This is a genomic window from Parabacteroides chongii, assembly GCF_029581355.1.
Lineage (GTDB): Bacteria > Bacteroidota > Bacteroidia > Bacteroidales > Tannerellaceae > Parabacteroides > Parabacteroides chongii.
The window spans coordinates 1231925-1257844 of record NZ_CP120849.1; the positions used below are offsets into that span (position 1 = coordinate 1231925).

Here is a 25920-nt window from a genome sequence, read left to right on the forward strand (position 1 = left end):
AAAACATCTTAATTATCACTCATTAAAAGTAATAATTTTTGAAATAAGATCAAATGTCGGTTTAAATCCTTTAAAATCTATTGTTTCCTTATTCAATTCAATCCGCTCTGCAAATGCATTTTTATTCCCTTGAAAAGAAAAAACAGTTTTATCAAATAATGTTGGATATTTCCGATTATCATTAGAGATTACCATATCATCCAATAATAATTCTGTCGTAATATAACAATATTGGGGATACTTTTTACTAAAAAATACTTTACGATGTTCAGGAGTTACTAATGTCATAGCATAAACATTCTTTTTAAATTTATGTTGAAATAAATAATATTGTTCAGTCTCATTACTTATTTCTACAAAAATCTTTTTTAATGCCTTAATTTCATTAACACCTGTAAAATCAGCATCAAAAACTGCAATAATTGTATTATCTGTTGAAATCTTTGAGATATGATTAATTAAAAATTCATTTACAAACCTCGCTCCCGATCCAACGGATGTTCCAGAATCAGTAATAGTATGATCGCACAATTTATAATAATTATCAATTGGTTCATTAAATAATTTAGAATAAGCTATTTTGAATAATAAGTTATCGGTTTTACCCTCAAAAATCAGATGAGGTAATTGATATTTAGTAATTTTATTTTTTATCTCATCCATTTGCTTCTTCTCTTCTAACATAGAAGTGTAGAGGGCAGATAATTTCTTATTGATATCTAAAATACCCAAATCTTCATCCAATAGTAACGAAGTAACCTTGTCAATTTGAACTATCTGAGTATTTATATCTTCATTCGTTCTAAATACACGATATTTTGAAGTCCTATCATCCTCTATTGCAATAAAATGAAAAGAATGTGAGGTCACAAAAATTTGAGTCTTCTTAGAATATTCTTCTACAAATTGCCTCGCAACTTGATTTGACAAAGAATACTCACATGAATTTTCAGGCTCATCAAATCCCCAAATTTCTATAAATCTTGAATTTTGTGATATATAATTTAAAATTGTTGGAATATATCTCAAGCGAATACCATCTCCTCGCAATTTCAATGGTATTTTATATACACCCGCATCTGTATCAATAATTAATCTTTGAAATATTTCTGCAATATTATTGGGAAAACTCAAGCTACTTGAAACCCCAGAAACAATTTTAAATTCCTCATTCAATTTTTCTGTAAGTTTTTTTACAGTATCATTAAAATCGACAATTTTATCCTGAAAATCATAATTGTTTTTTCTTTCTTCTACTTCAAAAATTGTTTCTTGCAGCTTATTTAATAAGCTAGAAAAAAACATCTCATCCCTTATTGCAGGAATATATGTATAACGTATTCTATTTAGTAAAGCAGTCAAAGATCTTCTTGAAATTTCTTTATTCTTAAATTTATATTTTCCCTTCTTTTCCAGAAAATCAAAATTATCTTTTACACCTTCCAACATATTTCCTTTTCTATCCCAAGTTTTAGAAACGGAAAAATATTTTGGTAATGTTTTATATCCACCTGGATTAATAAATTCAATAGTAATCCTAATATATTGTCTACCTTTTATACTCTCTTTTCTTACTTCATTAAGTCGCTCTTTATTAAAATCATCAATAAATGATATACTCTTCTTATTAAAGAAAATATCTAATGCTTTCAAGATATTACTCTTACCTATATCATTCTTCCCTGAAAATATATTCAAATGATTGATATTTTCTATATGTACAGACTTTAAAGATCTGAAATACTCAATATTGATTTTATTGATGAGCTTCATAAAATTTAATTTATTATAAATACAAATTTACTCAATATTTGAATATCAGCAGCTCACTCATAAGAAAAAGTAATAAGAGTACTATCTTTTATCATAAAAAAGAGACTCTTATTACCTAAAAAACAGTTAATTATAAATATCGAACTTCAATATATTTTTCAGTTCATCCATTTCTCTCTCCACTGATTTATCCAAAATCCTTGCATAAATCTTTGTCATAAGAATAGAACTATGCCCTAACATCTTAGATACAGATTCCATTGAGACATGATTTGCAAGCGTTACAGTAGTGGCGAAAGTATGTCTGGCACAATGCGTCGTCAAATTTTTAGAAATACCACATAGCTCCGCAATCTCCTTCAAATAAGCATTCATCTTCTGATTTGTTGGAAAAGGCAAAAGAAAACCTTGCTTTCTTATTGGGTGCTTTTCATACTTATCTAAAATAGCTTTAGCCTGTGGTAACAATGGAATATGAGACCATTTCTTTGTTTTCTGTCTTTGCATCTTAATCCAAATCTTACCTGAAGAAGTTGTAAAAAGATGCTCCTGTGTTAAGTTCTTCGCATCTATGAATACTAAACCAGTGAAGCAACAAAACAGAAAAGCATCCTTTATCTGTTCCAGTCTTTGAACTGCAAACGTTTTATTAAACAATGTCTGTAATTCAATCTCATCAAGGAATGGACGATCAATATCCTCTATATGCAAACGAACTGTACTTAACGGATTCTTTTTGATATGCCCTGCATCAAAAGCTATCCGCAACACCTTTCCCAGATTACGTAAATATTTGACTGTCGTATTATTTCCTATATTCTTTTCAGACCTAAGGAAAAATTCAAAATCAGTAACAAACACATTATCAACTCGTTCTAATGGAATATCGTCTTTGTTATATTTTAATCTGACAAAGTTCTGTAAGTGAGTTCTAGTGGTATAATGACGCTCCAATGTAGCATAAGTATAACCCTTACCAATTAAAGCCTTCATCTTCTCATTATGCTCATCATAAGCAGAAAACAAAGTAACTTGCTTATAACTGATAATTCCTAAATAGTTATCCCTTATATTCGCTGCGGTGACTTCAACACCTCTTTCTTCCAAATCACGCATTGAATCACAAAGTTTAATATACACATGGTCCAAATAAGTATTCAAACTCTTCACAGCCATTGAATTACCCATTGCCCGATTTGTCCTCTGATTCCATAATGCTGGATTTACACTATGTTTACCAACAAATTCCACTCTTTCTCCGTTCAATGTTATTCGTATAAGAATTGGAACTTCTCCATTACTAAAAGGCTTATTCTTCCTTAGTAAAAACGTTACTTTAAATGTTGTTTTCTTCATAAAACACGTCTTTTAAATGTTAAAAAGGTGCACGCATTTATGATATAATTTATTGAATTACAAACAAGTACAAAGGCGTCAAAATGTTAAAAAGGTGCCAGCCATTACACCTTGTTCCCAGAACACCGATTTGGCACCTGAAAAGTATTATTTCGACATGATTTATCTATTTCAGAAAGAAGGAAGAAGATACTGTAATCACTTAATAAACAGTGTATAACAAAAAAAATCCCTCCGAACGAATTCAGAAGGATTTTACATTTTGTGCGGCTGAAGGGACTCGAACCCCCACGCCGTGAAGCACCAGATCCTAAGTCTGGCGTGGCTACCAATTACACCACAGCCGCATTTGGTTTGCGGTGCAAAGGTAAGTATTTTTTATTAATTTGCAATATTCAGAAGATTTTTTTTCGTAATGTCAGGCTATTCGTCAAAAAGCTTCATCTGCCCCGTTATCTCGTCTATAATATCCGAATCGCTTTCATTCTGTCCGGTATCATTCGTATCGGAGTCTTCGCCATCATCCCCTGACGGTTGTTCCACCGGAGCAAAACGGGTTGGTTCCAGTTCGTTGACCGTTTCTACCTCGAATGTAGAGATGCGTTTACCTTTCGCTTTGAAACCTTTCACACCGATAAACTCTTCAGCATCCAACACCAGCGGTTCACGGAAAGCATCATGGCCGCCGAACACCACTTCAATGCGCGGATAAGTCTCGTCGGTAAGCAACAACAAACGGCTCTTCGGGTTATCACCCAGGAAGTTCTGCTTTTTGCTTCCGGCTTCCAGCACAAAACGTTTCAAGTAAGGATATTTCTGGTCGGCATCATACAAGGCCGCCGTCCAAACTTTATTTGAATTGAACTTCTCAATGACCTGTATATTATCGTCGTAATGGTTACTCAAATCAAAGTTCGTCGTATAGAAATCACCGTTACGCAAGATGACCAGGATCAGATCGTCACTCTGAAATTCACCCAGTTCATCTCCACGACCGTCATAATTCAGACGCAGCACATCCCAGTCGAACCAAACCTGGCGTCCTCCGAGAGTGGAACTACCTTTCTGTTTCAGGCTGATCTTATGTACATCCGCTTTGGTCAGGATATTACCCATCGAGCCGCGTCCCTTAATGGCAATCTCGCTGAAGTCCTTTTCAAAGACAAGCAACTTCTGGCGGGGCTTCGGCTTCAGGATTACTTTGACCGTTTCAGCTTCTCCATTCGGATTCGCGCTGAAATACAGCACACGCGAACCTTCCGTTCCTTTCGTCACGTCATATTCCTTATCACGCGTCACTCCGGTCACGGCAAAACGCTTGATATAGTTATAGCCGACTTTCCCGTCGCGGTAAATAACATTATATATGGTACGGGTATCGTTCCGTTTGAAGACATTCACATACAAAACGTCTTTTCCGACAAACATCTTGTCGCTGACTTTCACGATCTTATACGTTCCGTTCCGGTAGAACAGGATGATATCGTCTATATCCGAGCAGTTACAAACATACTCATCCTTTTTAAGGCTCATACCCATAAAGCCTTCTGCACGGTTGATGTATAGCTTTTCGTTCGCTTCCACCACCTTCGTTGCTTCGATCGTATCGAAATTACGGACCTCGGTCATACGCGGATGGTTCTTGCCATACTTTTCTTTCAACATAGCAAACCAGTTGATCGTATAATCGACAATATTATCCAAATGATGATTGATACGCTCTATCTCCTCACGAATCTGTGCGATCAACGCATTGCTCTTTTCCGAATTGAACTTTAGGATACGTCCCATCTTGATCTCCATCAGCTTGAGGATATCATCGCGGGTCACTTCACGGATAAAATCAGGTTTGAACGGGGTCAGGCGCATGTCGATATGAGCGACCGCTTCATCCATATCCTTTGAGTTTTCGAACTCGGCATCTTTATAGATGCGTTCTTCGATGAATATTTTTTCAAGAGAAGCAAAGAACAAGGTTTCTTCCTGTTCCGCCTTCTGGATCTGAAGTTCCGTACGCAACAGGTGCAGCGTATCGTCCGTTGAATGGCGCAACACATCACTCACTTTCAGGAAGTGAGGTTTGTTGTCCATGATCACACAACAGTTGGGTGAAATACTGATCTCACAATCCGTAAAGGCATACAGCGCATCGATCGTTTTATCCGAAGACACGCCCGGAGCCAGGTGCACAAGGATCTCTACATCCTTAGCCGTATTATCATCCACTTTCCGGATCTTGATCTTCCCCTTGTCGTTCGCTTTCAGGATCGACTCGATCAGGGAAGAGGTTGTTCTTCCGTAAGGGATCTCACTAATAACCAAAGTCTTGTTATCCAGCTTGGTTATTTTAGCACGGACCTTTACTGAACCACCACGTTCACCATCGTTATATTTTGAAACATCGATAAAACCACCTGTCTGAAAATCCGGATATAAAGTAAATTCTTCTCCTCGCAGATAGGCTATCGAAGCATCCAGCAATTCATTGAAATTATGCGGAAGTATTTTGGAAGAAAGACCGACCGCAATACCCTCCACTCCCTGAGCCAACAACAAGGGGAATTTCACCGGTAAAGTGACCGGTTCTTTATTACGTCCGTCATAAGAGAGTTGCCAAAGGGTCGTCTTGGGATTGAATACCGTTTCAAGAGCAAATTTAGAGAGACGAGCTTCGATATAACGCGGAGCCGCCGCACCGTCACCGGTTAGAATATTCCCCCAGTTTCCCTGGCAGTCAATCAGAAGATCTTTCTGTCCTAACTGCACAAGTGCATCTCCAATAGATGCATCACCGTGAGGGTGGAACTGCATAGTATGCCCGACAATATTTGCGACCTTATTATACCGACCATCATCTAAACGCCTCATCGAGTGAAGAATACGACGTTGAACCGGCTTCAGTCCGTCATTGATATGCGGTACAGCACGTTCCAGGATCACGTAAGAAGCGTAATCCAAAAACCAATCCTGATACATCCCTGACAGATGATAGGATACACGGCCTTCGCCCTTCCCGGGTATTTTATATTCCGAATGCGTAGCAGCATCAGATTGCTCATTCGATTGAGAATCCGTATTTGTTTGCTCTATTTCCTCGTTTTCGTTTTCCTCTGTGAAATCTTCAATATCCTCTGGTTTCATAAACTTATATGGTGCTCTTTCTTCTTTTTCAGCCTCTGACCGGAAAACAATTTCCAGCGTGTAAATATACGAAATATTGGCGAGATAATAAAAAAGCAACCCAGTTTCAATGAGATATGTGAATTCTAGCTATATTTGCTCCCTCAAAATTACATTCATGCTCACACTCGATAAGATTTATCAGGCATCTTTTGCCCTGAAAACGGTTATCCGTCGCACGGACTTGATCAGTGCGCCCAATATCAATCCGGAGTCACATATCTATCTGAAACCGGAGAACTTACAGATCACAGGATCATTTAAAGTCCGTGGTGCCTGCTTCAAAATCTCACAACTTACGGAAGAAGAGAAAGCAAAAGGTGTCGTAGCCTGTTCTGCCGGCAACCATGCTCAGGGAGTTGCACTGGCAGCAACCACTCATGGCATCAAATCTCTTATCTGTTTGCCGGATAATGCTCCTATTTCTAAAATAGAAGCTACCAAATGGTATGGAGCCGATGTCTGCCTGGTAGAAGGCGTGTACGACGACGCTTACCAGAAAGCCTTAAAATTACGAGATGAAAAGGGATATACCTTTGTTCATCCTTTCGACGATGAAGATGTCATTGCCGGACAAGGTACAATAGGACTGGAACTATTGGAACAATTACCCGACCTGGATGCCGTGATCGTTCCGATCGGCGGTGGCGGACTAATTTCCGGGATTGCTTTTGCAATCAAGCATTTGAATCCGAATGTAAAAATATATGGCGTACAGGCCAGTGGTGCCCCGAGCATGCTGAACTCGATCGAACATAACAAGATTGAGCGTATGGGATTCGTTCGTACCATCGCCGACGGTATTGCCGTAAAAGAGCCGGGCGAACATACCTTCGAGTACTGCCGTAAGTATGTGGATGAAATCGTTACGGTCAATGATGACGAGATATCGACAGCTATCCTGGCATTGATCGAACAACATAAACTCATTGCCGAGGGTGCCGGTGCAGTAGCCGTTGCAGCTGCGATGTTCAACAAAGTACCTATCAAAGGGAAAAAAGCGATCTGCCTGGTATCGGGTGGTAACATCGACGTAACGATTCTGTCACGTGTGATCGGACGAGGTTTGCAGAAATCCGGCCGCTCTTACACCATGACGATTGAATTGGTAGACAAGCCCGGACAATTACAACATGTTTCTGAAATCATAGCCTCCACAGGGGCAAATGTAGTATCTGTCCACCATGAACGGGTAAGCCACACCGCAGATATTAACGGCTGTTACCTCCGCCTGGAAATGGAAACCCGCAACCAGGATCATATCGACCAGATACAATATACGCTGACGGCGGCAGGATATAAGATCATTCCGGGATAAAAACTAAACGACAAACAAGTATGAAAATATTAATCTTATGTACCGGTAATAGTTGCCGCAGTCAGATGGCACAGGGTTGGTTACAATCTTTTGACAAGAACTTGATTGTTTGTTCAGCAGGAACAAATCCTGCCGATGAAGTAAATCCTCTTGCCATCAAAACGATGAAAAATTCTGGAATAGATATCAGCAGTCATACTCCCAAACCGGTCGATCAGTATCTGGACGAACCCTGGGATTATGTGATTACGGTTTGTGGAGATGCAAACGAGAACTGCCCGGTATTCAGGGGAAAAGTTCGCCACAAATTACATATCGGCTTCTATGATCCTTCACGTGCCACAGGCACACCCGAATTTATAGAAAGCGAGTTCCGCCGGATATGCATACAGATTAAAACAAAGATGTACGACTTTTACACCGACGAAATACTTAATGGCGATGGAGGACCGACTTGTACCTGCGGGGCAAACAGATTCTGCAAGTGCAATTAGTTTCCAACAAAAGACTATAAAACTTCTTTCTTCTTAAAACAATCTTTTCTCTGACAGATTGAGCATCCATAAGGCTTTCTTTCAATATTTCTACCTATTCCTATTAAGGAACTAACAGATTTGATAGGAAGCATCAAACTGGAATCTGTCAGTGAAATGCCGCAAAAAGCGTGGGGTAACAATGAGAAAAGAAGTTGTTGTTCACGTACGTTCCAGCCACAATAGCCCGGACTATAAGAGTTACTGGTATTCAATCGGTAGGATTTCATTTTTTCGGTTAACGACGACAGACCATAGGAAACGATTGCTTCAACAATAAGTGAACCCAATGCATCGGCAATAAAAGCTTCCATTATATCATTTGCCAAACGTTTTTCTTGAATCCAGGCATCTAGCTCTGCACCGACAGAAGCAACCAGTATTGCATATATATCAGCATCCTGAAGATACTTTGTAATAGTATAATCAGGCTTGATAATATAATTGCCTACAACCAAATGTTGTTTATCCAGTTTGCTTCCGGTTAGAAAGCGATATCCTAAGCGAGGCTGACAAATTTTCAAAGCCTCCTTTTTTAATGTTTGTATTATCTCATAGGTATATGCATCAGGCGTGCTTCCTTTGAATCCCATGTATAGAAACAACTCCTCATCTGAGATTATCAGATCATCGATGGAGCAGCGTTGTTCTTCTGCATTTAGAAAGGGGGAAATCCAGCCTAAAGGACTGAGACCTTCTTTATCTTTCCACCAAACAGAAATAGTACTTTTCTCTTCTCTTTCTAAATCGGGGATTGGTTTTTCCGAATAATCACTTCCGGTAACATCAAATCTGGACCATGTCCCATCCTGCTGTTGAAGTAAACCTTTTGCACGAACAATCTGATTGCCAAACAGGGTATTCATCCTGGAAAACTCCGTCTTGAAAAAAGTCCTGTCTATCGGAGACTCCAATACGATAGTTTCTGTAGAAAATAGAGGAGGTGCAGCCTTTGATGTAAATGGCAAGAATACTCTTTTCTGAAGACTACTTTTCTCCCATATGGTTATCCATTCAGCTTCATCCAGCAAACGATAATCTTCAATAATTTGCAGCTGAGGCTGAATGGATAATAGCTTATCAACAATTTGTTTGACTTCTTCTGAACTTATCGATTCCGTCTTCGTCAGAAACAAAACAGAAGATAAGTAAAACTGACGACGATAAAAATCGGGATTTAGTTTCATCAGAAAATCATACATCTTTACATCCAGCAAAGTAATAGCACCATCGATACAGAGATTGGGAATCTGCAACAAATCTTCCAGCGATGCCAAGCCGGAAGGTTCCATTAATACCCAGTCCGGCTTGAGTGACTGCTTGATTTCTTCCAATACCTCTGCCAGCTTTAAACGAAGCGTACAACAAACACATCCGGATTTTAAATCCACAACGGAATAATGTCGGTTCTGCAACTCTATCCCATCTATAGATTCTTTTCCGGATTCATTTTCAATGATTACAACATTTTTATCTTTTAAATGGGTAAGTAAAAGATGATTGATCAACGTTGTCTTTCCGCTTCCTAAAAAGCCCCATAGTACATACACTTTCATACTTCTATGATAATTGATCCTTGATTTTAGAATATAAGATTTGTTTCTGAGATTCTGTCAGTTTGGAATATGAACAATCTTGCTTATGGGTATTCGCCCGTTCTACAATAATAATTTCTGCATCCCGGTCCATGGCTATTTCATGCCAGGTGCCAGCTGGAATATTATAGGTCACTCCCGGTTTCATGTATTGGCAATTGAAATGAATATCCTCTTGTTCAATCTGCACTTCAACCAATACCGCTTTCCCTTTAAACAAAATGAATGCTTCATCTGACTGGTTATGAACTTCTATCTGGTCAATATCATCCAGACCATGCTTCTCTACATAATTAAGTTGGGCGACCTGCCATCCCTCTCTGATGAGGAAAGGATGGTAACCTTTACCTTCATAGTTATATGTTTCTATCATTTTAACGTTGAGTTATAGTCATTTAATGACTGGTAAAACATCTCTATATTCGCAAAAGGGATCTCAGGCGGAGTATCACATCCCGATGATAATACAAAATTCGGGTATGCAGCCGTGTCTGTCAACAATTGCATAGTCTGCTCATACACCTGCTGAGAAGATGCCATTTTCAAAACTGAAACAGGATCAATATTACCCATAACTAATGCATCTTTCGGACAATCATTCAAAGCAGAGACCATATCGATTCCATTTCCAAAATGATAGCCTGCAGCACCTGTATAAACCATTGCTTCAGTACATTGTCCCGTATTTCCACAGTTATGCAAAATGACGGAGAAGAAATCATCCTGAACTTTATCAACGATCTGTTTTACATACAAGGAAGAGAACTCCATACATGCATCATTCGACAATAAGCCTGCTGCCGGTTCTGCAATTAACACCCCGTTTGCCCCAGCCTCTTTTAAAGCCTGGCAATATTTTGTTATAAACTCCGTACATTTAGATAACAACAACTTAATACTATCCGGATCGATATACATAGCCATCATAATCTCAGACATATCATATAGTCTTCCGGCTAAAGAATAGGGTCCGATACATCCAGCCAAGACGGGCTTGGTTGCTTCTGCTGCCACTAGCCGATTGGCCTTGATATATTCCGGCAGACGAGCTGTATCTAATGAAGGAATTTCCAACTTCTCTATTTCTTCCGGAGTTGACACCAAGCGCCCTACAACACTCGGAACTTCATTTTCCGAAAAATAGATTTCAGCACCAAAAGCCTCAGCCTCAACTGTCAGATCCATTATAACGGAAGATGCTTCTGAAGGGTATTTCTCTGATAAAACTTTAATCGCCTGATAATGTACTTCACCGTTTGTAACTGCATCATTAACAGTATATCCTAGCAATTCAATACCGGAATGAGTCATTATAGGGACAGCCACCCGTTGCGGAGAAGCAATAACGGATGCTATCCAGTTTTTCATGTCTATTTTCATAAGATTATATTTTTATGCGATGGCTAATAATTCTTTTGCTTTGATTACAGCGGCATTGGCATTACTACTATATCCGTCTGCTCCAATTTCTTTGGCAAATGTTTCATTGACAGGTGCTCCTCCGACCATCACTTTCACCTGGTCCCGAAGTCCGGCTTTGTCCAATGCTTCAATAACTCCTTTCATATTGGTCATCGTTGTTGTCAACAAAGCAGACAAGCATAAAATATCCGGTTTCTCTTGTTTGACTGTTTCTATAAATTTGCTGTCAGGTATATTAACTCCCAAATTGATTACCTCAAAGCCACAACCTTCAAACATGGAAGCAACCAAATTTTTTCCGATGTCATGCAAGTCTCCAAATACAGTTCCAATCACGATCTTTCCGACAGTTTGTATGCTTTCATCCTTCATGTGTGGCTTCAAAAGATCCAAAGAACCTTTCATGGCGCGGGCTGCCATCAATAATTCAGGAACATAAGCCTTATGGTTCTGGAAACGATCGCCTATCTCTTCCATTGCCTTGATCATATAATCATTGATTATAGATTGTATGTCTAACTTTTCTTCGATGATTTGCTCTGTTACCTCGACAGCCGGTTCCATTTTTCCGGCAACAATTGAATCAAATAATTTATTTAAATCTGCCATGATATTTTATAGATTTTGTAATTTCATAATTTCTTCATAAGACCCATAACGATGTGCTGCTTCAATAAAAGCCTTGAAGTTTTCAGGAGGCGTATTACGTCCCATTGCACATCCGGAACTAATAATATGACGTTTGCCCTTTGTTGCTTCTATCAATCTTTTGACAGCGGCATCTACGTCGGAAGGTGTCCCAATAACGAGCGGACTACTGGGATCGATATTTCCCATTAAGACAGTATCTTCCGGTACTAATCTTCTGGCTTCTTTGATATCAAGCATCCAGTCAACCTCCAGTATCTTGGCTCCTGTCGTTCCCATATCTTGAATAATTCCATTAGTATTACCACAAATATGGATAGAGAAAGGAATACCGTAATCCTGCACCTCTTTAGCCAGTTTCTGTTCCGGGATCAAGGCAAATTGGCGGTACATGTCCGGGGAAATCAGATTTGGACCGGCAAAAGCATCCCCGATAGATGTTACATGAGCTCCTGCGTCTTTTTGTGCTTTGGCAAATACGGCACTGATTTTCCGACAATACTCCAATACATCATCTATAAGTTGTTTGTCTTCAGTCAATAAATCCATCATGAATTGAGTCGTTCCTCTTAACAGGCAAGCAATACTGAAAGGACCCTGATCGGCACGTCCCATGATAAATACATGATCCCCAATAGCTTCAGACAACGTACGTGTCGCTTCCAACCACTCGTTCAGACGACCGGAACTCGCCGGATCAGGGATCGGCATATCATAGACATCCCGTAAGTCTTTCAATACCGGCTGTTCTTCGTCAACAATAGCCGGTTCATCCTCACGATAAATGACCTTAGCACCAACAGCTTCAGCAATAGTGGCATCATCAAAATCGATAACACATCCGTCATATCCGTACTTTTCTTGCGAAATGATATGTGCTTGAGCCATTTTACGGCCGTTTCTATTCACGTCGCTAATCTTCAGACCGGCTGTCTCGACAGCTAGCATGAAACATTGAGGGACAATCGGTAATCTGTCAGGGGTTTCCCCGTTTAGAACGGCCATGCAGCGTTCCAATGAATTCATACTTTTCATATTTGAATATTTTTATGTGTTTTATTCTGTTGTATAGATACGATCAGGATGTAAATTAAGGCACCGAAAGGAATCAGCAGACTGACTAACTGGCTACTGTTATCTGCAACCAATCCCATAATAACCGGTAAGATTGCACCTCCTGCCACACCCATTATCATCAAAGCGGATATCTCATTTGCTTTATCCGGTTCCGATTGGATAGCTTGTGAGAATATGATAGGAAAAACATTTGCACAACTTAAGCCTATCAGAAATAAAGCAATCAATAAAATTGTTGTATCGGAAACCAACATGAAAACTGCAAATACAACAATTGCCAATATCATATTTATTGTCAAAAATTTACCGGCAGAATACCGAGCCAAGATGAATGTCCCTAAAAATGTTCCCAATGTACGAGCAGCAAAATACAAACTGCAACCTAGACTTCCCTTTTCTATGGGAAGACCACATTGTTCTGATAAATATTTAGGAACTGCTGTCATCAACCCTATCTCAAAACCGACTATCAATAGAATCACAGAGAAAGCAATTATCAACTTTGAGTTGTGGAATAAAGAGAAAATATGTCCAATATTCTGACCAGCTTGCGTATTTGGCATTTCTGTTATCGGAGTCATAGCCAGCCACAAACAAGACAAACAAGATGTAATAGCATATACTACAAAAATCAAATGCCAATTTCCCCAAATACCAACCATTGCGCTGGCAATAACCGGTCCCAAAGTAGACGATATTGCTTTGATAAATTGCCCTAGTGTCAATGTGCTGGTAAATTTGTCTTTAGCTACAACATTCAACAATAAAGGATTCAGAGAGACCTGCAATACCGTATTTCCAATTCCCAATAAAGTAAAAGCTAAAAGAACCGTAGCAAAAGAATAATAAACCAATGGAATCAACAACGATATACTTGTTATACCTAAACTGCATAATACTGTTTTTTTCCTTCCGATTCGCCCCATTAGTAAACTGGTCGGTAAAGAACATATCGCAAACCAAATAAAAACCAACATAGGCAATAGGTTTGCCAACGTGTCATTCAATTCGAAATCTTGTTTTACATAGCTTGTGGAAACACCAACAATATCTACAAAACCCATTATAAAAAAAGCAAACAAGACGGGTATTAGTTTAAAGATGATTGTGTTCATTTTTTATTATAGTACTAATTTATATGTTTCAATAGCATGATGACCTAAAGGCAAAGCAAACTGATTACCGGATACCGGAAGTACCTCTTGCTCCTCTTCAATCAAATTGGTTCGGATCACTTTTTTAACAGATACTGGTAATGTTATCATAACCTCTTTATCCTTCCCTTCCATTTCTGTCAAACGGATAATCAGGTTGTTATCATTATCTGCCTTTTTAATTAAAGAAAGTGCAGTAAAAGGATCTGAAAGTTTGAAAAAGCTATTGCTTCCTTCAAGTTTTCCCTCTTTATTGTTTTTCTGTTGTACGAATAAAGGATGATTATTCGCGATGGCAGAATTATATCCGTTTTTCCATCCTTCCGGATGAGAAGTTATAGAGAAATGGAAATTGTGGGTTCCTTTTTGATGATACCAGTTACCTTCGCCATGACAACTTTTGTGTGATGAGAGAAGAATTCCCTGCAAAACCGGATAAACAGCTTGTTCACGGGAAGGATCGATCCAATCTGCTACAGCAACACAGGATGACATAGTCAATCCAAAGCCATTACCATTCGCTGATATAAAATTCTGTATTTCACGAGGGTGAGAATCTTCCGGATGATGTACATAGGTTCCTCCCCATGCCCAACCACCGGGTTGCTTCTTCAATTCATCTTTCCCGACTTCGGCTACAGCCATTGGTACCTCATAGTTTATAGTACGTTCTCCCATCATATTGGCAGGAAATGCAATACGATATTGCCGGTTATGCGTACCGTCAAAATCCTGTAAGGTAATGTCAAAGTCTATTTTCTTACTGGTATGATAAAATGTTATATTTTGTACTATAATTGCATGTTTTGTCGGTTGTAAGCTTTTGAAACGTGTATACAGTGCCCCCGATTCTTCAACTTCCCATTTTGAAACAAAAGAGCTTAACGAAGTGATATCTCCGGGAACTACATCCGTGATACGGGTAAACTCACCGGCTCCGTTTCCTGTATATCCTAACTCGATGACATCCCCACATGCAAATTTAGAAGTATGAATGAGTTCTTTGCCCAATTGTTTGTCGTACAAATAAACGATACCGCCATTTCCTAATACTGCCTTATAGTAGTCATTTTCTATTTGATTGGAAGAATGATTTACCGAATTGGATGCTTTCGGAGTCTTTCCACGCTGAATCGAATAACTGCGATATCCCATAGATGGTATATCCTGTGCTTCAAATGTCACATATTGTTTTCCATCTTTATCTTTCTTAATCTGTGTATTGACAGTATTTCCTTGTTCATCTTTGACTGAAATCTTTTCGTTGGGGACTTCAACTGTTACCAGCCCATTTCTTTCCCATGTCAAATCGTTAAATACAACATAATTATTTTCTTTTGTCTTTACCTGTTCGGTGAGTTGCTTCAACGCCTCAGACAACAATTCCTTACCCAATGTATAACCTACTCTTAAACTATCTTCGAAAATAGAATCTGTAATTTCTCCATTTTTCCCACCTAAGCCATGATCCGGATATATAGAAGCCATCCAGGCACGGTCAAAAGACTTTCGCGGATACTTTTGTAAGTCTCCTGTTTGTAGTTTTGAGAAAGTTGTAAATGACTCTGCTGCCGGTAATAATACACCAGCTTCACGCTTATATTTTGTAGCCTCATAATGGGCCGGACCATGAATATAGAGCCATAAATCAGGACGTTCTCCGGATATTTTCTCAAATTGAGTTGTTTTTCCGCGAACCAAATCAAAATATTCTTCACTCGTAGAAGCCTTTAAACGTGGTAAAGGCACCTCTGACTCTTCTGCAATCTTATTCCATTCATCGATTACATTCTGGAAATCTACCGGTTTAGTCGCGTCACAACTTATTAAAATAGCATAATGCGGCGGAATCTGATGTTTTTCATAATAATTGCTCCATAATTGTGTACGATGGTGCAATTTATGAAATGCCGTAGCTGCATCTTTATCGAAAAACTTCCAAATAAGAGAAGGCCAACCATAATTCCCAGGAGTGAAAGTTAAAACCTTAGAACCATCCGGACTATACCAATCGTATAAACCTTCAGCCATTCTACTGACAAATAAATTAGGAATACCACTTTTAGCCAATATTTGAGACATCTGCAGCGTACGACCAGGTACATCCATATTATTCGCAACCAAATCATCGCACCCCGGCATATTTTCATGAACCCACTTCCGTCCGTAATAAGACTGACGTATCAGTTGTTCGCCACTGGATAAACCTTCGTATGGTTGGTTATAGGTGGCTCCCCACGTAAATCTTTTCTCTTTATATAATTGTATCAATTCATCTTTCCGCTCCGGATGTTCTTCCAAAAACTCCATCAAATACATAGTCTGCTCCATTTCAAAAGTGAAGTCTTTATTCTGCTTCATCATATCAAGAGCAGGCAAAATGATGTTATTGATACGATCTTCTCGACAGTACTCCGGTGTATCCATCCAGGCAATATCTTGATGGGATGATTGAATAATATGGATCACACCATTCTTAAAATAGCCCCAATCAGCCGGAATAAACGTTTGAAACGCTTGATCTAAAATAATCTTCTTACCAGCGACAACCTTCAACTGTTCTTCTCCTCCAATCATTGGTAACCAAACCAATACGCTATCACTTCGTTCTGTCTTAACAAGATCAACAGATTGATCGTTTACATAACATTTCAGGGAAGTTTGGGATAGACAGTCCTCTTGGATATAAGATAGAATTTGGAACTTACCGTTCTCATTTTTATACTGTACGGGCTCTATTGGATTTATGACAGCAGTTGTTGTCTGCGCCATAGTTCCAACTGCTACATATAGCATGCTCATTATTATTAATTCTTTCATGATATATAAATTATATATGTTAACACAATTACTTAACCGGTTCAAATATTCTCCAAAAAAAAGATCATGGATCTTTTGAATATCCGGAAGGAAGCAATTCATTATCAAGAACAACAGCCTTGTAATCAGCTTCTTTATCCTGAATACTTTCTAACAATATTTTAACTGACTCTACGCCCATTTCATGAATAGGCATTCTAGAGATACTCATTCGAGGTGCCAGAATATCCAAAGAAGTAGTTTCATGGAAACAGCCCATTTGAAATTTAGTCTTATAATCGATATTCCGTTCTATAAAATAGCGAATGGCCTCCAAAGCTAAATAGTGAGTAGAAAAGAAAAAGCCATCCACATTCGGAAGTTCACTGAACAAATAATCTAGTTTGTCAACTATGTCCATTTTGTAATTTTGTCTATCAACAAACACCTCCAAAGATAAGTCATTCGACAAATTCAAATCTCTCAATGCTTTACGATAACCCTCTATACGTTGTTTCATCACATATAGATGAACATCCGTAGTTAACAATGCTATATTCTTGGCTCCTTTTTTACCTATATGGTAAACAAGGTCATAACAACTCTGACTATTGTTAACAATGACATAATTAGTCGGAACATTCGGATAATAACGGTCCACCAACACAAATGGTAAAGAATCTTTAGTCAAAAGGTCAATCCCTTTTCTGGAAACTTTAGTCGGAGCAACAATAATGCCATCAACCTGCTTTGACTTCAACATCTGTATCAATTTATATTCTTTATCTCCATCCCCTTCCGAGCTACACACAAACAATGCATAGTTATTACGTGCTGCCTCTGTTTCAACAGCTTGAGCCAATTGAGCGTAGAATGTATCCCCAATGAACGGTATTATCAACCCCAATGTATTAGATGTTCCCAAAGATAAGCTACGAGCCACCTGATTCGGTCGATAATTAACCGAATCGGCATATTCTTTTACACGTTTGATTGTCGCTTCACTAAAACCTTTGGCCTCACCCTGTCCGGACAAAATCCATGAGATAGTAGCTTTTGATAAATTCAGTGCCTGAGCAATATCTTTAAGAGAAACTTTCATTGTTTACAAAGTTATTTAATCGGTTCAAATATACTAAATCAACTCTATAAATAGAATTATAGTAAAGCGATTTAGTATATTTTATGAATCTCTAAATTATTTATACTCTAATTTATAAGTCTCAATCGAATGATGTCCGATTTTAACAGGTAAGATATCCCCCTTGTTATCAATAAGTTTCTGAGGTTCTTCAATGATATTGGTTTGACAGCTTTTCTTTATAGGCTTGAAAGACCACAAAGAGACATCGCTATCCATGCCCTCTATATCAAATAATCGAACAACCACATTGTCATCATCCTCACACTTCTTAATCGTACTGACCATTACATTCTTCTTATCCACACTAAAGAACGACTGTAAAGGTGACAATATTTTATTATTCCCGTTTTTCACCCCCACTGCAGTTAATAGAGGTTGAGCAGATTGTGTACCTAACTGATGAGTTTTTTTCCAGTCACCATCAGACGAATGCAAGGAGAAACGATACGAATGGTTTCCCTGCTGAAGATACCAATTTCCTTTCCAATGGCAGCTCTTACGGGATGCCAACAAAACAGGTTGTAAAACCGGATAATCAACAGGATTGGATGTAGCATCCTTATATCCGAATACGCCAACACTAGATGAGAGCATAACGTTTGACAAATCATCGGAAGAGGCAAACCAATTTTGGCATTCACGAAGTGGTGTTTCATTTAGTGGGGTAGTATAATGTAATCCACCTGCATGTCCTGCAGAAATAGATAGATCGTTCTTTCCTATTTCTACAACCCCCATCGGAACTTCATAACTGATTAATGACGATGACTGATTCAATGGCATAGTCATCCGGAACTCCTGGTAGGCTTCTCCGGTAAATCCTTCCAAGTCAATCTCTATATCAATTTTAGGGAAATTTTGGTATGCAATGATTCGTTGAATGACAGTCGCATGCTTGAATTTCGAACGACATTCTCTAACCTCTCTCACCCTTCCACTTTCAATAATACTCCAGGACGGAGAATAATCCGAACTCTTTTCAAATCCTTCCATGGTGATAGGCTGAATTTCTTTAAATTCACCAGCGCCATTACCTACTGATCGGGTACAGAAGACTTCTCCTCCCAGGAATTTATCCGTACGCAGTAATTCGCGATTCAATCGTTTGTCAAAAATACTTTTTATACCTCCTGCAGCAAATGAAATACGATAATAAGGATTATCAATATCTATTTTATTAGAAGCTGTTACAGCATCTTCAAAAATTTCATCTTTTACATGTTTCAAATAATAGGATCTATAGCCTATGGATGGTATAGAATCTGCCTGAAATGCAATCTGTATATCGCCATCTTTTGTTTGCCCCTTTATGGGTAAATATTGGAATGGAATATGCTGACCTTTATCGTCTGTTAAGACAAAATGCCCCCGACCTAAACCATAAACGTTTACTTTAGTAATCACAATATCATTACGAAGCCAGCTTTCCGGATTAAATACAACGATTGGTAAACCTTCTTGTTTATGTTCGATCATACCACCAATCTCACCCAATGCATCTTCCAACATTTCATTTGCAGACGCTTGAGAGTGACGGAACTTTTCTTTATAAATCTCATCGGTAATATAACCTCCGTTTCCACCCCAGCCATGATCCGGATAAATGGCACATTTCCATGCCTCATTCAGTTTGTCCTGCGGGTATGATGCAAAAGAACCTGTCAACAAACCTCTAACTGCCCCGAATTTCTCAACATTGACCAAATTCCTCTGTGCATCTCTCATCATGGAAACTGCCTCATGATGTGTCGGATTATGTATATAAAGCCATAAATCAGGCCATTCACCTTCCAAACGGGTAGGTTTAGACTTCTTGCTGACTAATTTATCCATAGCCGTTGAAATGGTTGTATATCCAAACTCTGGCATATCCTTCTCTGCAGATAATTCTTTAAATATTTGCTGATAATCATAAGGTTCTTCATTGTCATCCGTGTGTAGGAAAAACAATTCAGATGGCATTTTATTTTCCTTATAATATGGATCCCAAAAATGAACGATCGAGCGTATATACTCTTTCTTCTCTTCTTTTTCTTTTTTCCCTGCCAGCGTTCTTGCGTAATCACAATAGATACCATTTGATTTACAAAGGATACTACTACCATCCGGGGAAAACCACTGATAAATTCCGGGTTCGAAACGAGAGATTATACCATATTTGATACCCGCTTTTGCATGAATCTGTGAGGTCTGTAAAGAACGTCCGGGCACATCCGGATTAAAAGCCGTAACAAATTCACATCCGGGGAACTGTTTCTGTAACCAACGTTTTCCTAAATAAGTTTCACGAATTAATGATTCTCCAGACAACATACCTTCATATGGTTGATTAAATGTAGCTCCCCAGTCCAAACGCTTTTTAGCAGTCAGCTGCATTAATTCATCTTTACGTTCCGGATATTTGTTTAAAAACTCTTCCAAAGTCAAAGCATATTCCATTGTAAAACAATAAGAACTATCTTTTTCCAACATGCGCAAACTAGGCATTAAAAGCTTCTCTATACGAAATTCCGTACATTTATCCGGAACATCCATCCAGGCCATATCCTGATGGCTGGATAAAGCAAAATTCACATGCCCTTCTTTCAGATAATTACTTTGTGCAGTCGTACAAAATGAGACGACACAGAATGCTATTAGCAATGAATATTTCATATTCGTATTTATTTTAAGTTATTATAATTTATATGTCGTATTCTTATTCTTGCGGTATTCGGTTCGCCTGGCATTGTCATATAAGTTTACACATAGAACATTTTTTTGTCATGATAGGATTAATGCTCAAAGGTCAGCAATACAGTAAGCTCCATACTTCTCGACTAATTCACCCACCCTCTTCACCCTATATTCCAAACCATCCGGTGGAACCTGGTCTGCCACGCCCAAAGTAAATCTAGGGATAGAACGCATTATTTCAAGTACCGCTATAACATGACGATCAAACTCTTCGTCAGAGATATGAGGCGTAAAATAAACTCCGGGGATACCTCCCCAAAAAATGCTTTTAGAATCCTCCAATAAAGGAATCATTTCTTCAATAGACATATCCCCTACCGGATAAGGCGTAAGTGCCTCCAGGACAGAGAAGCCGACCAAAGACTCCTGCTTCAGTAGTCCTTGCAACGTACCATCCATGTGAATAAATGAATATTTACCTGCTTCTCGGATCTTGGTAGTCCATTCTGTCTGATATTCTTTCATATACATTTCAAAAAATGTTCCCCCTACCATCTCTGATGAAAGATTTTCCGGGATCATCAATAATTCCGCAGGACTATCTACTGATATTTGTGCAGCCTGATCAAAAGCACGTTTCATGCTTTTCAGCAAAGCCTCAAACTGCTCGGGAACCGAATAAGCCAACATCGTTACCGTTACGATCCCAGCCTCCAGTGCAACCAAATGCATAAAAGGACTTTTCGGCAGATAGCATAACAGGGCTCCTTGGTCTCCCACTTGCTGTTTCCTTTGCAGAGCATAGACATAATCCGGTTCATAACTCAGATGATCGTACAGATAAATCATAGCCGGTATATCCTTTTCCGACTTCAACAGATATTCAACCGGTGCTTCCGAAAAAGTTTCATCACAATATTCCCAGCACTCCCTCAATTCGCCATAAGGTGTCACCACCTTACGATACCTGCAATTGCCTTCCGTCCACGAAGAAACCTCACAATCATGATATATCTCTTTAAACGGAAAATGTCCTTGAAGATAATAGCCAACTCCTAATGAACGATGCCAATCCAGATAGGCATCGGTAGTAATAAAATCATTTGGCTTAAGGTCTCTCTTTATTAATGAATTAGCCCAATAATCCAAATCGCCAAACCAAGGCACTTTATCTAGCTGCTTGCCTTGTAATAAAGCAAACATTCTTTCTCTTGGTGTCATAATTTCATATTTTATTTATTGCTAAACATATATCATCTGATTTCATTCAAATGTTTATAAGAATGCTTATCTACGCGAGTAGCCGGATTGACGAAAATAACCGGTTCCATCAAATAGCCACGAACAGCATCTGAAAGTTGCTGAGGAGTCTTCTCCTCTTCATTATTCCATTGAATATCAAACTTAAATTCCATTTCACCGATACAATCGTCCAGAACATTCACTTCCCACATATTGTTATAGACCATTGCACACAATTCATTCGGTTTCTCCGGCAGTGTGCGACTCTTTACACCAAACTGATTGCCCCCGAAACAAACCATAGCCACGTCACGGCTCGACCACAGCCAGGAGCCTTTTCCTGCGCCTGCCGGATACTTAATCCAATCATCAACTGCAAAGAAATCTGTGCAAGTTCCCGGAATCTGATCCGTATAGGGAGCAAACTGCATTCCTCCAATACTGGTCAAAGGAGCACCGCAACTTTCAGCAAACGGGAAACGGATATACATGATTTCCGGGTCTGCATTCGAGAGACGGTCGATCTTGACATCCACACCAACACGAGGTTCTTCCTTATAAACTTCCAAAATACGAACACCGCTCTTTAACGAATTATGTTCAAATGCTTGTCTATAGATGAAAGAGTGAGGAGTTTCCACACACTCTACCCCCTTAAAAGAAGCATGTCGTTCAATCGAATGCATAGCAATCTGTTGCCTACGAGCCAAAGAGTCCGGATTGCGCCAATCACGTGCCAGGCTTCTGCCTACCAATGAATTGAACGAATAGAACTCACCAATACCATCGCCCTGTAACGGTTCCGGACTGTTTGCCCATTTGATATAGATAGGCCATCCGTTTTTATCAGTACGAATTTCCGGTTTCCGACTGGCTTCTTTCTGTTGGCTGATACTATCAAGGGCTAACACATAACGATATACTCGGTCGGGCTGAAGGTCTTTCACCCATATCATCGCTTTACCATCATGAAATACCAGGTTCTGTTTTTCACCTGTCTCCGGATTTAATACAGACTTGTAGGCTGTCCGAACAAAAGACAGTGGATCGAGCTTAGCCCAACCTGTATAAGGCTTTTTACCCGAATTGGCCAGATAAACACCTTCTTTTTCATTACTCAGTTTCGCACGAACCCTCTGTGCCAACAGCCATTTAGCCCTTTCGAAAGGACGAAAGGCATAACCGTATGTCACATTAAAATGTCCTTGCGACCATAAGCTATAGGTATCCCAAGTAGAATCCCAGGTTCCTAACGTGTGTTCATAGAAGAAACAAATATCTTTCAAAACAGCATCTTCGTGACGCCCCATCGCCGAAGGGCAAGCTCCCCATGCTGGAGATTTAGCTATCTTCAAATACATATCTGCCTGACGGGAAGCTGAAAGAGCACGAGGTTCAGCAGCCAATCCAAACGACCACCAATCGGGCCATTCTCCTTCATAAGTATCCACCTTGTCACCAATTCTAGCTTCCATCTTTTTCATTGACTTAGCAGCAGTGGTCAAGTTTAAACGAGGAGAAAATCCCATCTCATTCCATTTAGCTACAAATTCAGCCAGTGCAGGGAAAGGAGCGTCGTTGTCGCATCGATATTCGTTAGTAAAAGACAAAGCGATAAAATCGTACGGATAGCCCTCTTTCACCATCTGATTGATTCGGTCGAGACACACTTTATGCGCCTTGTGCATGGAAGCTTCATCTGTTTTCAATATATCATCCGGACGCGGAGTGCGGAATTGCGTATTGCTGGCAGGACGCTGGGCATAGCGCCATCCGGTTTCACTGAAAAAGCCATAACCCGTCCAATAAGGCATTCCTAACCAAACAAAAGCCTTCCTCCCGTCCGGCATTTTCCACCAAAAAGCATGAGGAGGGTTATGGAAGATACCACCCCAATGCAAGTTCAAGCCTGACCAGAAATAACGGACACCTTTCTCCATCAATCCGGATACCAACGCTCTAGGAAAGCCGTTTACATCGTTTTGCATAGCGACTTCCGGATGAAAAGTCTTCCATAAATCCTCAGGTACCCAGTTCAATAACTTCTCCACTTGCGTACCATTATGCAACGGATTTACATTGAACGGAGCAGCAGTTATTTCAAATTGTCCACTTTTTATCGCTTTCAACAAGTCTTTCTGCCGGGAAGGTGAAGCATGCTGCCACCATTCATAGACACTGGCCAAAGCCTCTGCCGTCCAGCAGAATGTCGGTTTGGATTTATCGTTGATACTTTCCAATACGGCATCGATACCGATGTCAATATATCTTTCGTGGAGTTCATGTGCGATCTCCGGATTATCCGTATATCCGTAATCTGTATGCGACAAATGTACTAAATCAATATATTCAATCTGTTTGGTCGCGTCTATCGACTCTTGAGCATACAAAGTACAACAGGTTACATAGGCTACTACTAATAATTTGATTTTATTCATTGTAATGATTATTAGATAAAAGAGTTGTGACAAAGTTCACAACTCTTTTATTTTAGAAACTATTTCCTTAAATCCGGATTAATTTGAACTTCTCTCAATGGAACCGGGAAATAAGTATGTTCTGCCGTTTTGAATACAGCCCCTGAAGGTTCTACGAATCCTTCCAGATTTACCCAACTCTTCGTTTTCGTATTATATGCTTTCTGTGTACGAATCATATCAAAGAAAGTGACATTTTCGAAACAGAGTTCATGTACGCGTTCTGTCATTACAGCATCAATAAAGGCTTCTTTATTGCTTGTAACAGCAGTCGATAAAGGCTCCAACCCTGCACGAGAACGAATCTGATTGACCGCATCAATCGCTTTATCCGTAATCGCACCAGAGCGTGCTGTTGCTTCTGCATAAGTCAATAGCATTTCTGCATAACGAATCAGAGGGAGGCTTTTTCCGCAATAACCACCCTGTCCCACTAATGTCGGTTCGAAAAATTTATAGACAGCCGGTTCAAAATTAAGTATACCACTATTATCCCAGCTATTATAAGAGGTAAAAAAGAATCCTTTTTCTTCTGCACGCAAATCACCCTCTTCAAATGAATCGATAAAATCCGGAGTTGGCATCATCGAACCGAATCCGACAAAACCTGTTAGTTTCACAGCCGCAGCCGGAACAAAGAATTGAGAGTAATGCTGTCTTGGGGCAGGAGATTCTCCGTAATTAGCCATAAAAATATACTCACCCGTATTGTCAAACTCTTTTCTTCTGAACTTTTCAAACCAATTCATATTTGTATCCGATTGAAGCAAAGACAGATGAGAAGAATTTACAACCAGTTCCGCTTTTTGAGCTGCCAATTGATATTTATCGGTTTCATTCAACGGACTTCCAGCCATTGTCAAATAGACTTGTGCATATAAGGCATTAACAGCTTCCATCGACACTCTACCGGAAGATGGTGTATAAGAAATAGGAGACGAAGAGGCAGCTTCCAAATCTGGTAAAATTGCCTGTTCGTATATCTCTTTTATAGATGTAGGAATCAGCATACCATCTGCCGGTGCATCTGTTGGAGTCAATTTCAAAGGAACATCACCAAATATACGCACTAGATGAAAATAATAGTAAGCACGTAAGAAATGGGCTTCTCCCAGCATTTGGTCGATAGCATTGCTTTCCGGAAGTTGAGGAACTGCTGCCAAAAACATATTGCAAGCCTCAATTCCGTAATAACAAGACTGCCACCAATAATCCACATAATTACGATCCCAATAATTCAGCTTTTCCAAATCTGGATTAATCAACGATTGTTGTCCAGCCGTATAATAGCAATAACCAGTCGGATATTCCAGCATAAAAGCAGGAGCCTCACCGTATCCGGCATAGGTAAAACGTGTACCTAACCTGGAATATAAACCATTAACAGCCACTTGAGCCTCTTCCTCATTCTGATAATATTGATCCAATGTTTGAGTAGACTTAGGAGGTGTATCCAAAAAGTCATTACAAGAACCCAATAAAGCCGCACTCAAAACTAGAAACGAAGATATAACTATATTTTTCAT

Annotated in this window: 16 protein-coding genes, 1 tRNA gene and 1 pseudogene; 2 read left to right on the forward strand and 16 right to left on the reverse strand. The window is 39.3% G+C overall.

What is annotated here, in order from left to right; genetic code table 11:
- Positions 1-15: 15 nt before the first annotated feature.
- The 4 genes from P3L47_RS04965 to P3L47_RS04980 form a co-directional block, all read right to left on the reverse strand.
- Positions 16-1773, reverse strand: coding sequence for an ATP-dependent nuclease (locus P3L47_RS04965; RefSeq protein WP_277782873.1), 1758 nt, complete (start codon positions 1771-1773; stop codon positions 16-18).
- A gap of 126 nt (positions 1774-1899) precedes the next feature.
- Positions 1900-3129, reverse strand: a complete 1230-nt coding sequence (locus P3L47_RS04970) for a site-specific integrase (RefSeq protein WP_277782874.1) — start codon at positions 3127-3129, stop codon at positions 1900-1902.
- A gap of 265 nt (positions 3130-3394) precedes the next feature.
- Positions 3395-3476: transfer RNA gene (locus tag P3L47_RS04975), tRNA-Leu, on the reverse strand.
- 76 nt (positions 3477-3552) lie between these two features.
- Positions 3553-6270, reverse strand: coding sequence for a DNA gyrase/topoisomerase IV subunit A (locus P3L47_RS04980; protein ID WP_277782875.1), 2718 nt, complete (start codon positions 6268-6270; stop codon positions 3553-3555).
- A 157-nt stretch (positions 6271-6427) separates the two neighbouring features.
- Here P3L47_RS04980 and ilvA point away from each other — a divergent pair, with 157 nt between their 5' ends.
- Together ilvA and P3L47_RS04990 are read left to right on the forward strand one after the other, a co-directional pair.
- A complete protein-coding gene (gene ilvA, locus P3L47_RS04985) occupies positions 6428-7627 on the forward strand; it encodes a threonine ammonia-lyase (RefSeq protein ID WP_122362209.1) in 1200 nt (399 codons plus the stop codon).
- 20 nt (positions 7628-7647) lie between these two features.
- The gene (locus P3L47_RS04990) at positions 7648-8121 is read left to right on the forward strand and encodes an arsenate reductase ArsC (protein ID WP_277782876.1); all 474 of its coding nucleotides are present in this window, start codon (positions 7648-7650) and stop codon (positions 8119-8121) included.
- A 14-nt stretch (positions 8122-8135) separates the two neighbouring features.
- Here P3L47_RS04990 and P3L47_RS04995 read toward each other — a convergent pair whose 3' ends face one another.
- The 12 genes and pseudogenes from P3L47_RS04995 to P3L47_RS05050 form a co-directional block, all read right to left on the reverse strand.
- Entirely contained in the window at positions 8136-9716 is a 1581-nt protein-coding gene (locus P3L47_RS04995; RefSeq protein ID WP_277782877.1) for a GTP-binding protein, read from the reverse strand.
- Positions 9717-9720: 4 nt separating this feature from the next.
- A complete protein-coding gene (locus P3L47_RS05000; RefSeq protein ID WP_122362206.1) occupies positions 9721-10128 on the reverse strand; it encodes a cupin domain-containing protein in 408 nt (135 codons plus the stop codon).
- Positions 10125-11135 (reverse strand): uroporphyrinogen decarboxylase family protein, encoded by a 1011-nt coding sequence (locus P3L47_RS05005; protein WP_277782878.1) that lies wholly within the window; start codon positions 11133-11135, stop codon positions 10125-10127. The genes P3L47_RS05000 and P3L47_RS05005 overlap by 4 nt, the downstream gene beginning before the upstream one ends.
- A gap of 12 nt (positions 11136-11147) precedes the next feature.
- Positions 11148-11762, reverse strand: a pseudogene (locus P3L47_RS05010) (corrinoid protein); the annotation flags it as partial.
- A gap of 30 nt (positions 11763-11792) precedes the next feature.
- Positions 11793-12860 carry a uroporphyrinogen decarboxylase family protein gene (locus P3L47_RS05015; protein ID WP_277782880.1) on the reverse strand — a complete coding sequence of 356 codons (1068 nt, stop codon included), beginning with the start codon at positions 12858-12860 and terminating at the stop codon, positions 11793-11795.
- Positions 12857-14017 (reverse strand): MFS transporter, encoded by a 1161-nt coding sequence (locus P3L47_RS05020; protein WP_277782881.1) that lies wholly within the window; start codon positions 14015-14017, stop codon positions 12857-12859. The genes P3L47_RS05015 and P3L47_RS05020 overlap by 4 nt, the downstream gene beginning before the upstream one ends.
- A gap of 6 nt (positions 14018-14023) precedes the next feature.
- Complete coding sequence (locus tag P3L47_RS05025; RefSeq protein WP_277782882.1) at positions 14024-16876, reverse strand: glycoside hydrolase family 38 N-terminal domain-containing protein; 2853 nt, start codon at positions 16874-16876, stop codon at positions 14024-14026.
- Positions 16877-16940: 64 nt separating this feature from the next.
- On the reverse strand, positions 16941-17957 hold the full coding sequence (locus P3L47_RS05030; protein WP_277782883.1) for a LacI family DNA-binding transcriptional regulator: 1017 nt from the start codon (positions 17955-17957) through the stop codon (positions 16941-16943).
- 96 nt (positions 17958-18053) lie between these two features.
- Positions 18054-20654, reverse strand: coding sequence for a glycoside hydrolase family 38 N-terminal domain-containing protein (locus tag P3L47_RS05035; protein WP_277782884.1), 2601 nt, complete (start codon positions 20652-20654; stop codon positions 18054-18056).
- Positions 20655-20780: 126 nt separating this feature from the next.
- Positions 20781-21896 (reverse strand): uroporphyrinogen decarboxylase family protein, encoded by a 1116-nt coding sequence (locus P3L47_RS05040; protein WP_277782885.1) that lies wholly within the window; start codon positions 21894-21896, stop codon positions 20781-20783.
- Between the two features lie 32 nt (positions 21897-21928).
- Entirely contained in the window at positions 21929-24355 is a 2427-nt protein-coding gene (locus tag P3L47_RS05045) for a glycoside hydrolase family 38 N-terminal domain-containing protein (RefSeq protein ID WP_277782886.1), read from the reverse strand.
- A gap of 59 nt (positions 24356-24414) precedes the next feature.
- Positions 24415-25920 (reverse strand): RagB/SusD family nutrient uptake outer membrane protein, encoded by a 1506-nt coding sequence (locus P3L47_RS05050; RefSeq protein ID WP_277782887.1) that lies wholly within the window; start codon positions 25918-25920, stop codon positions 24415-24417.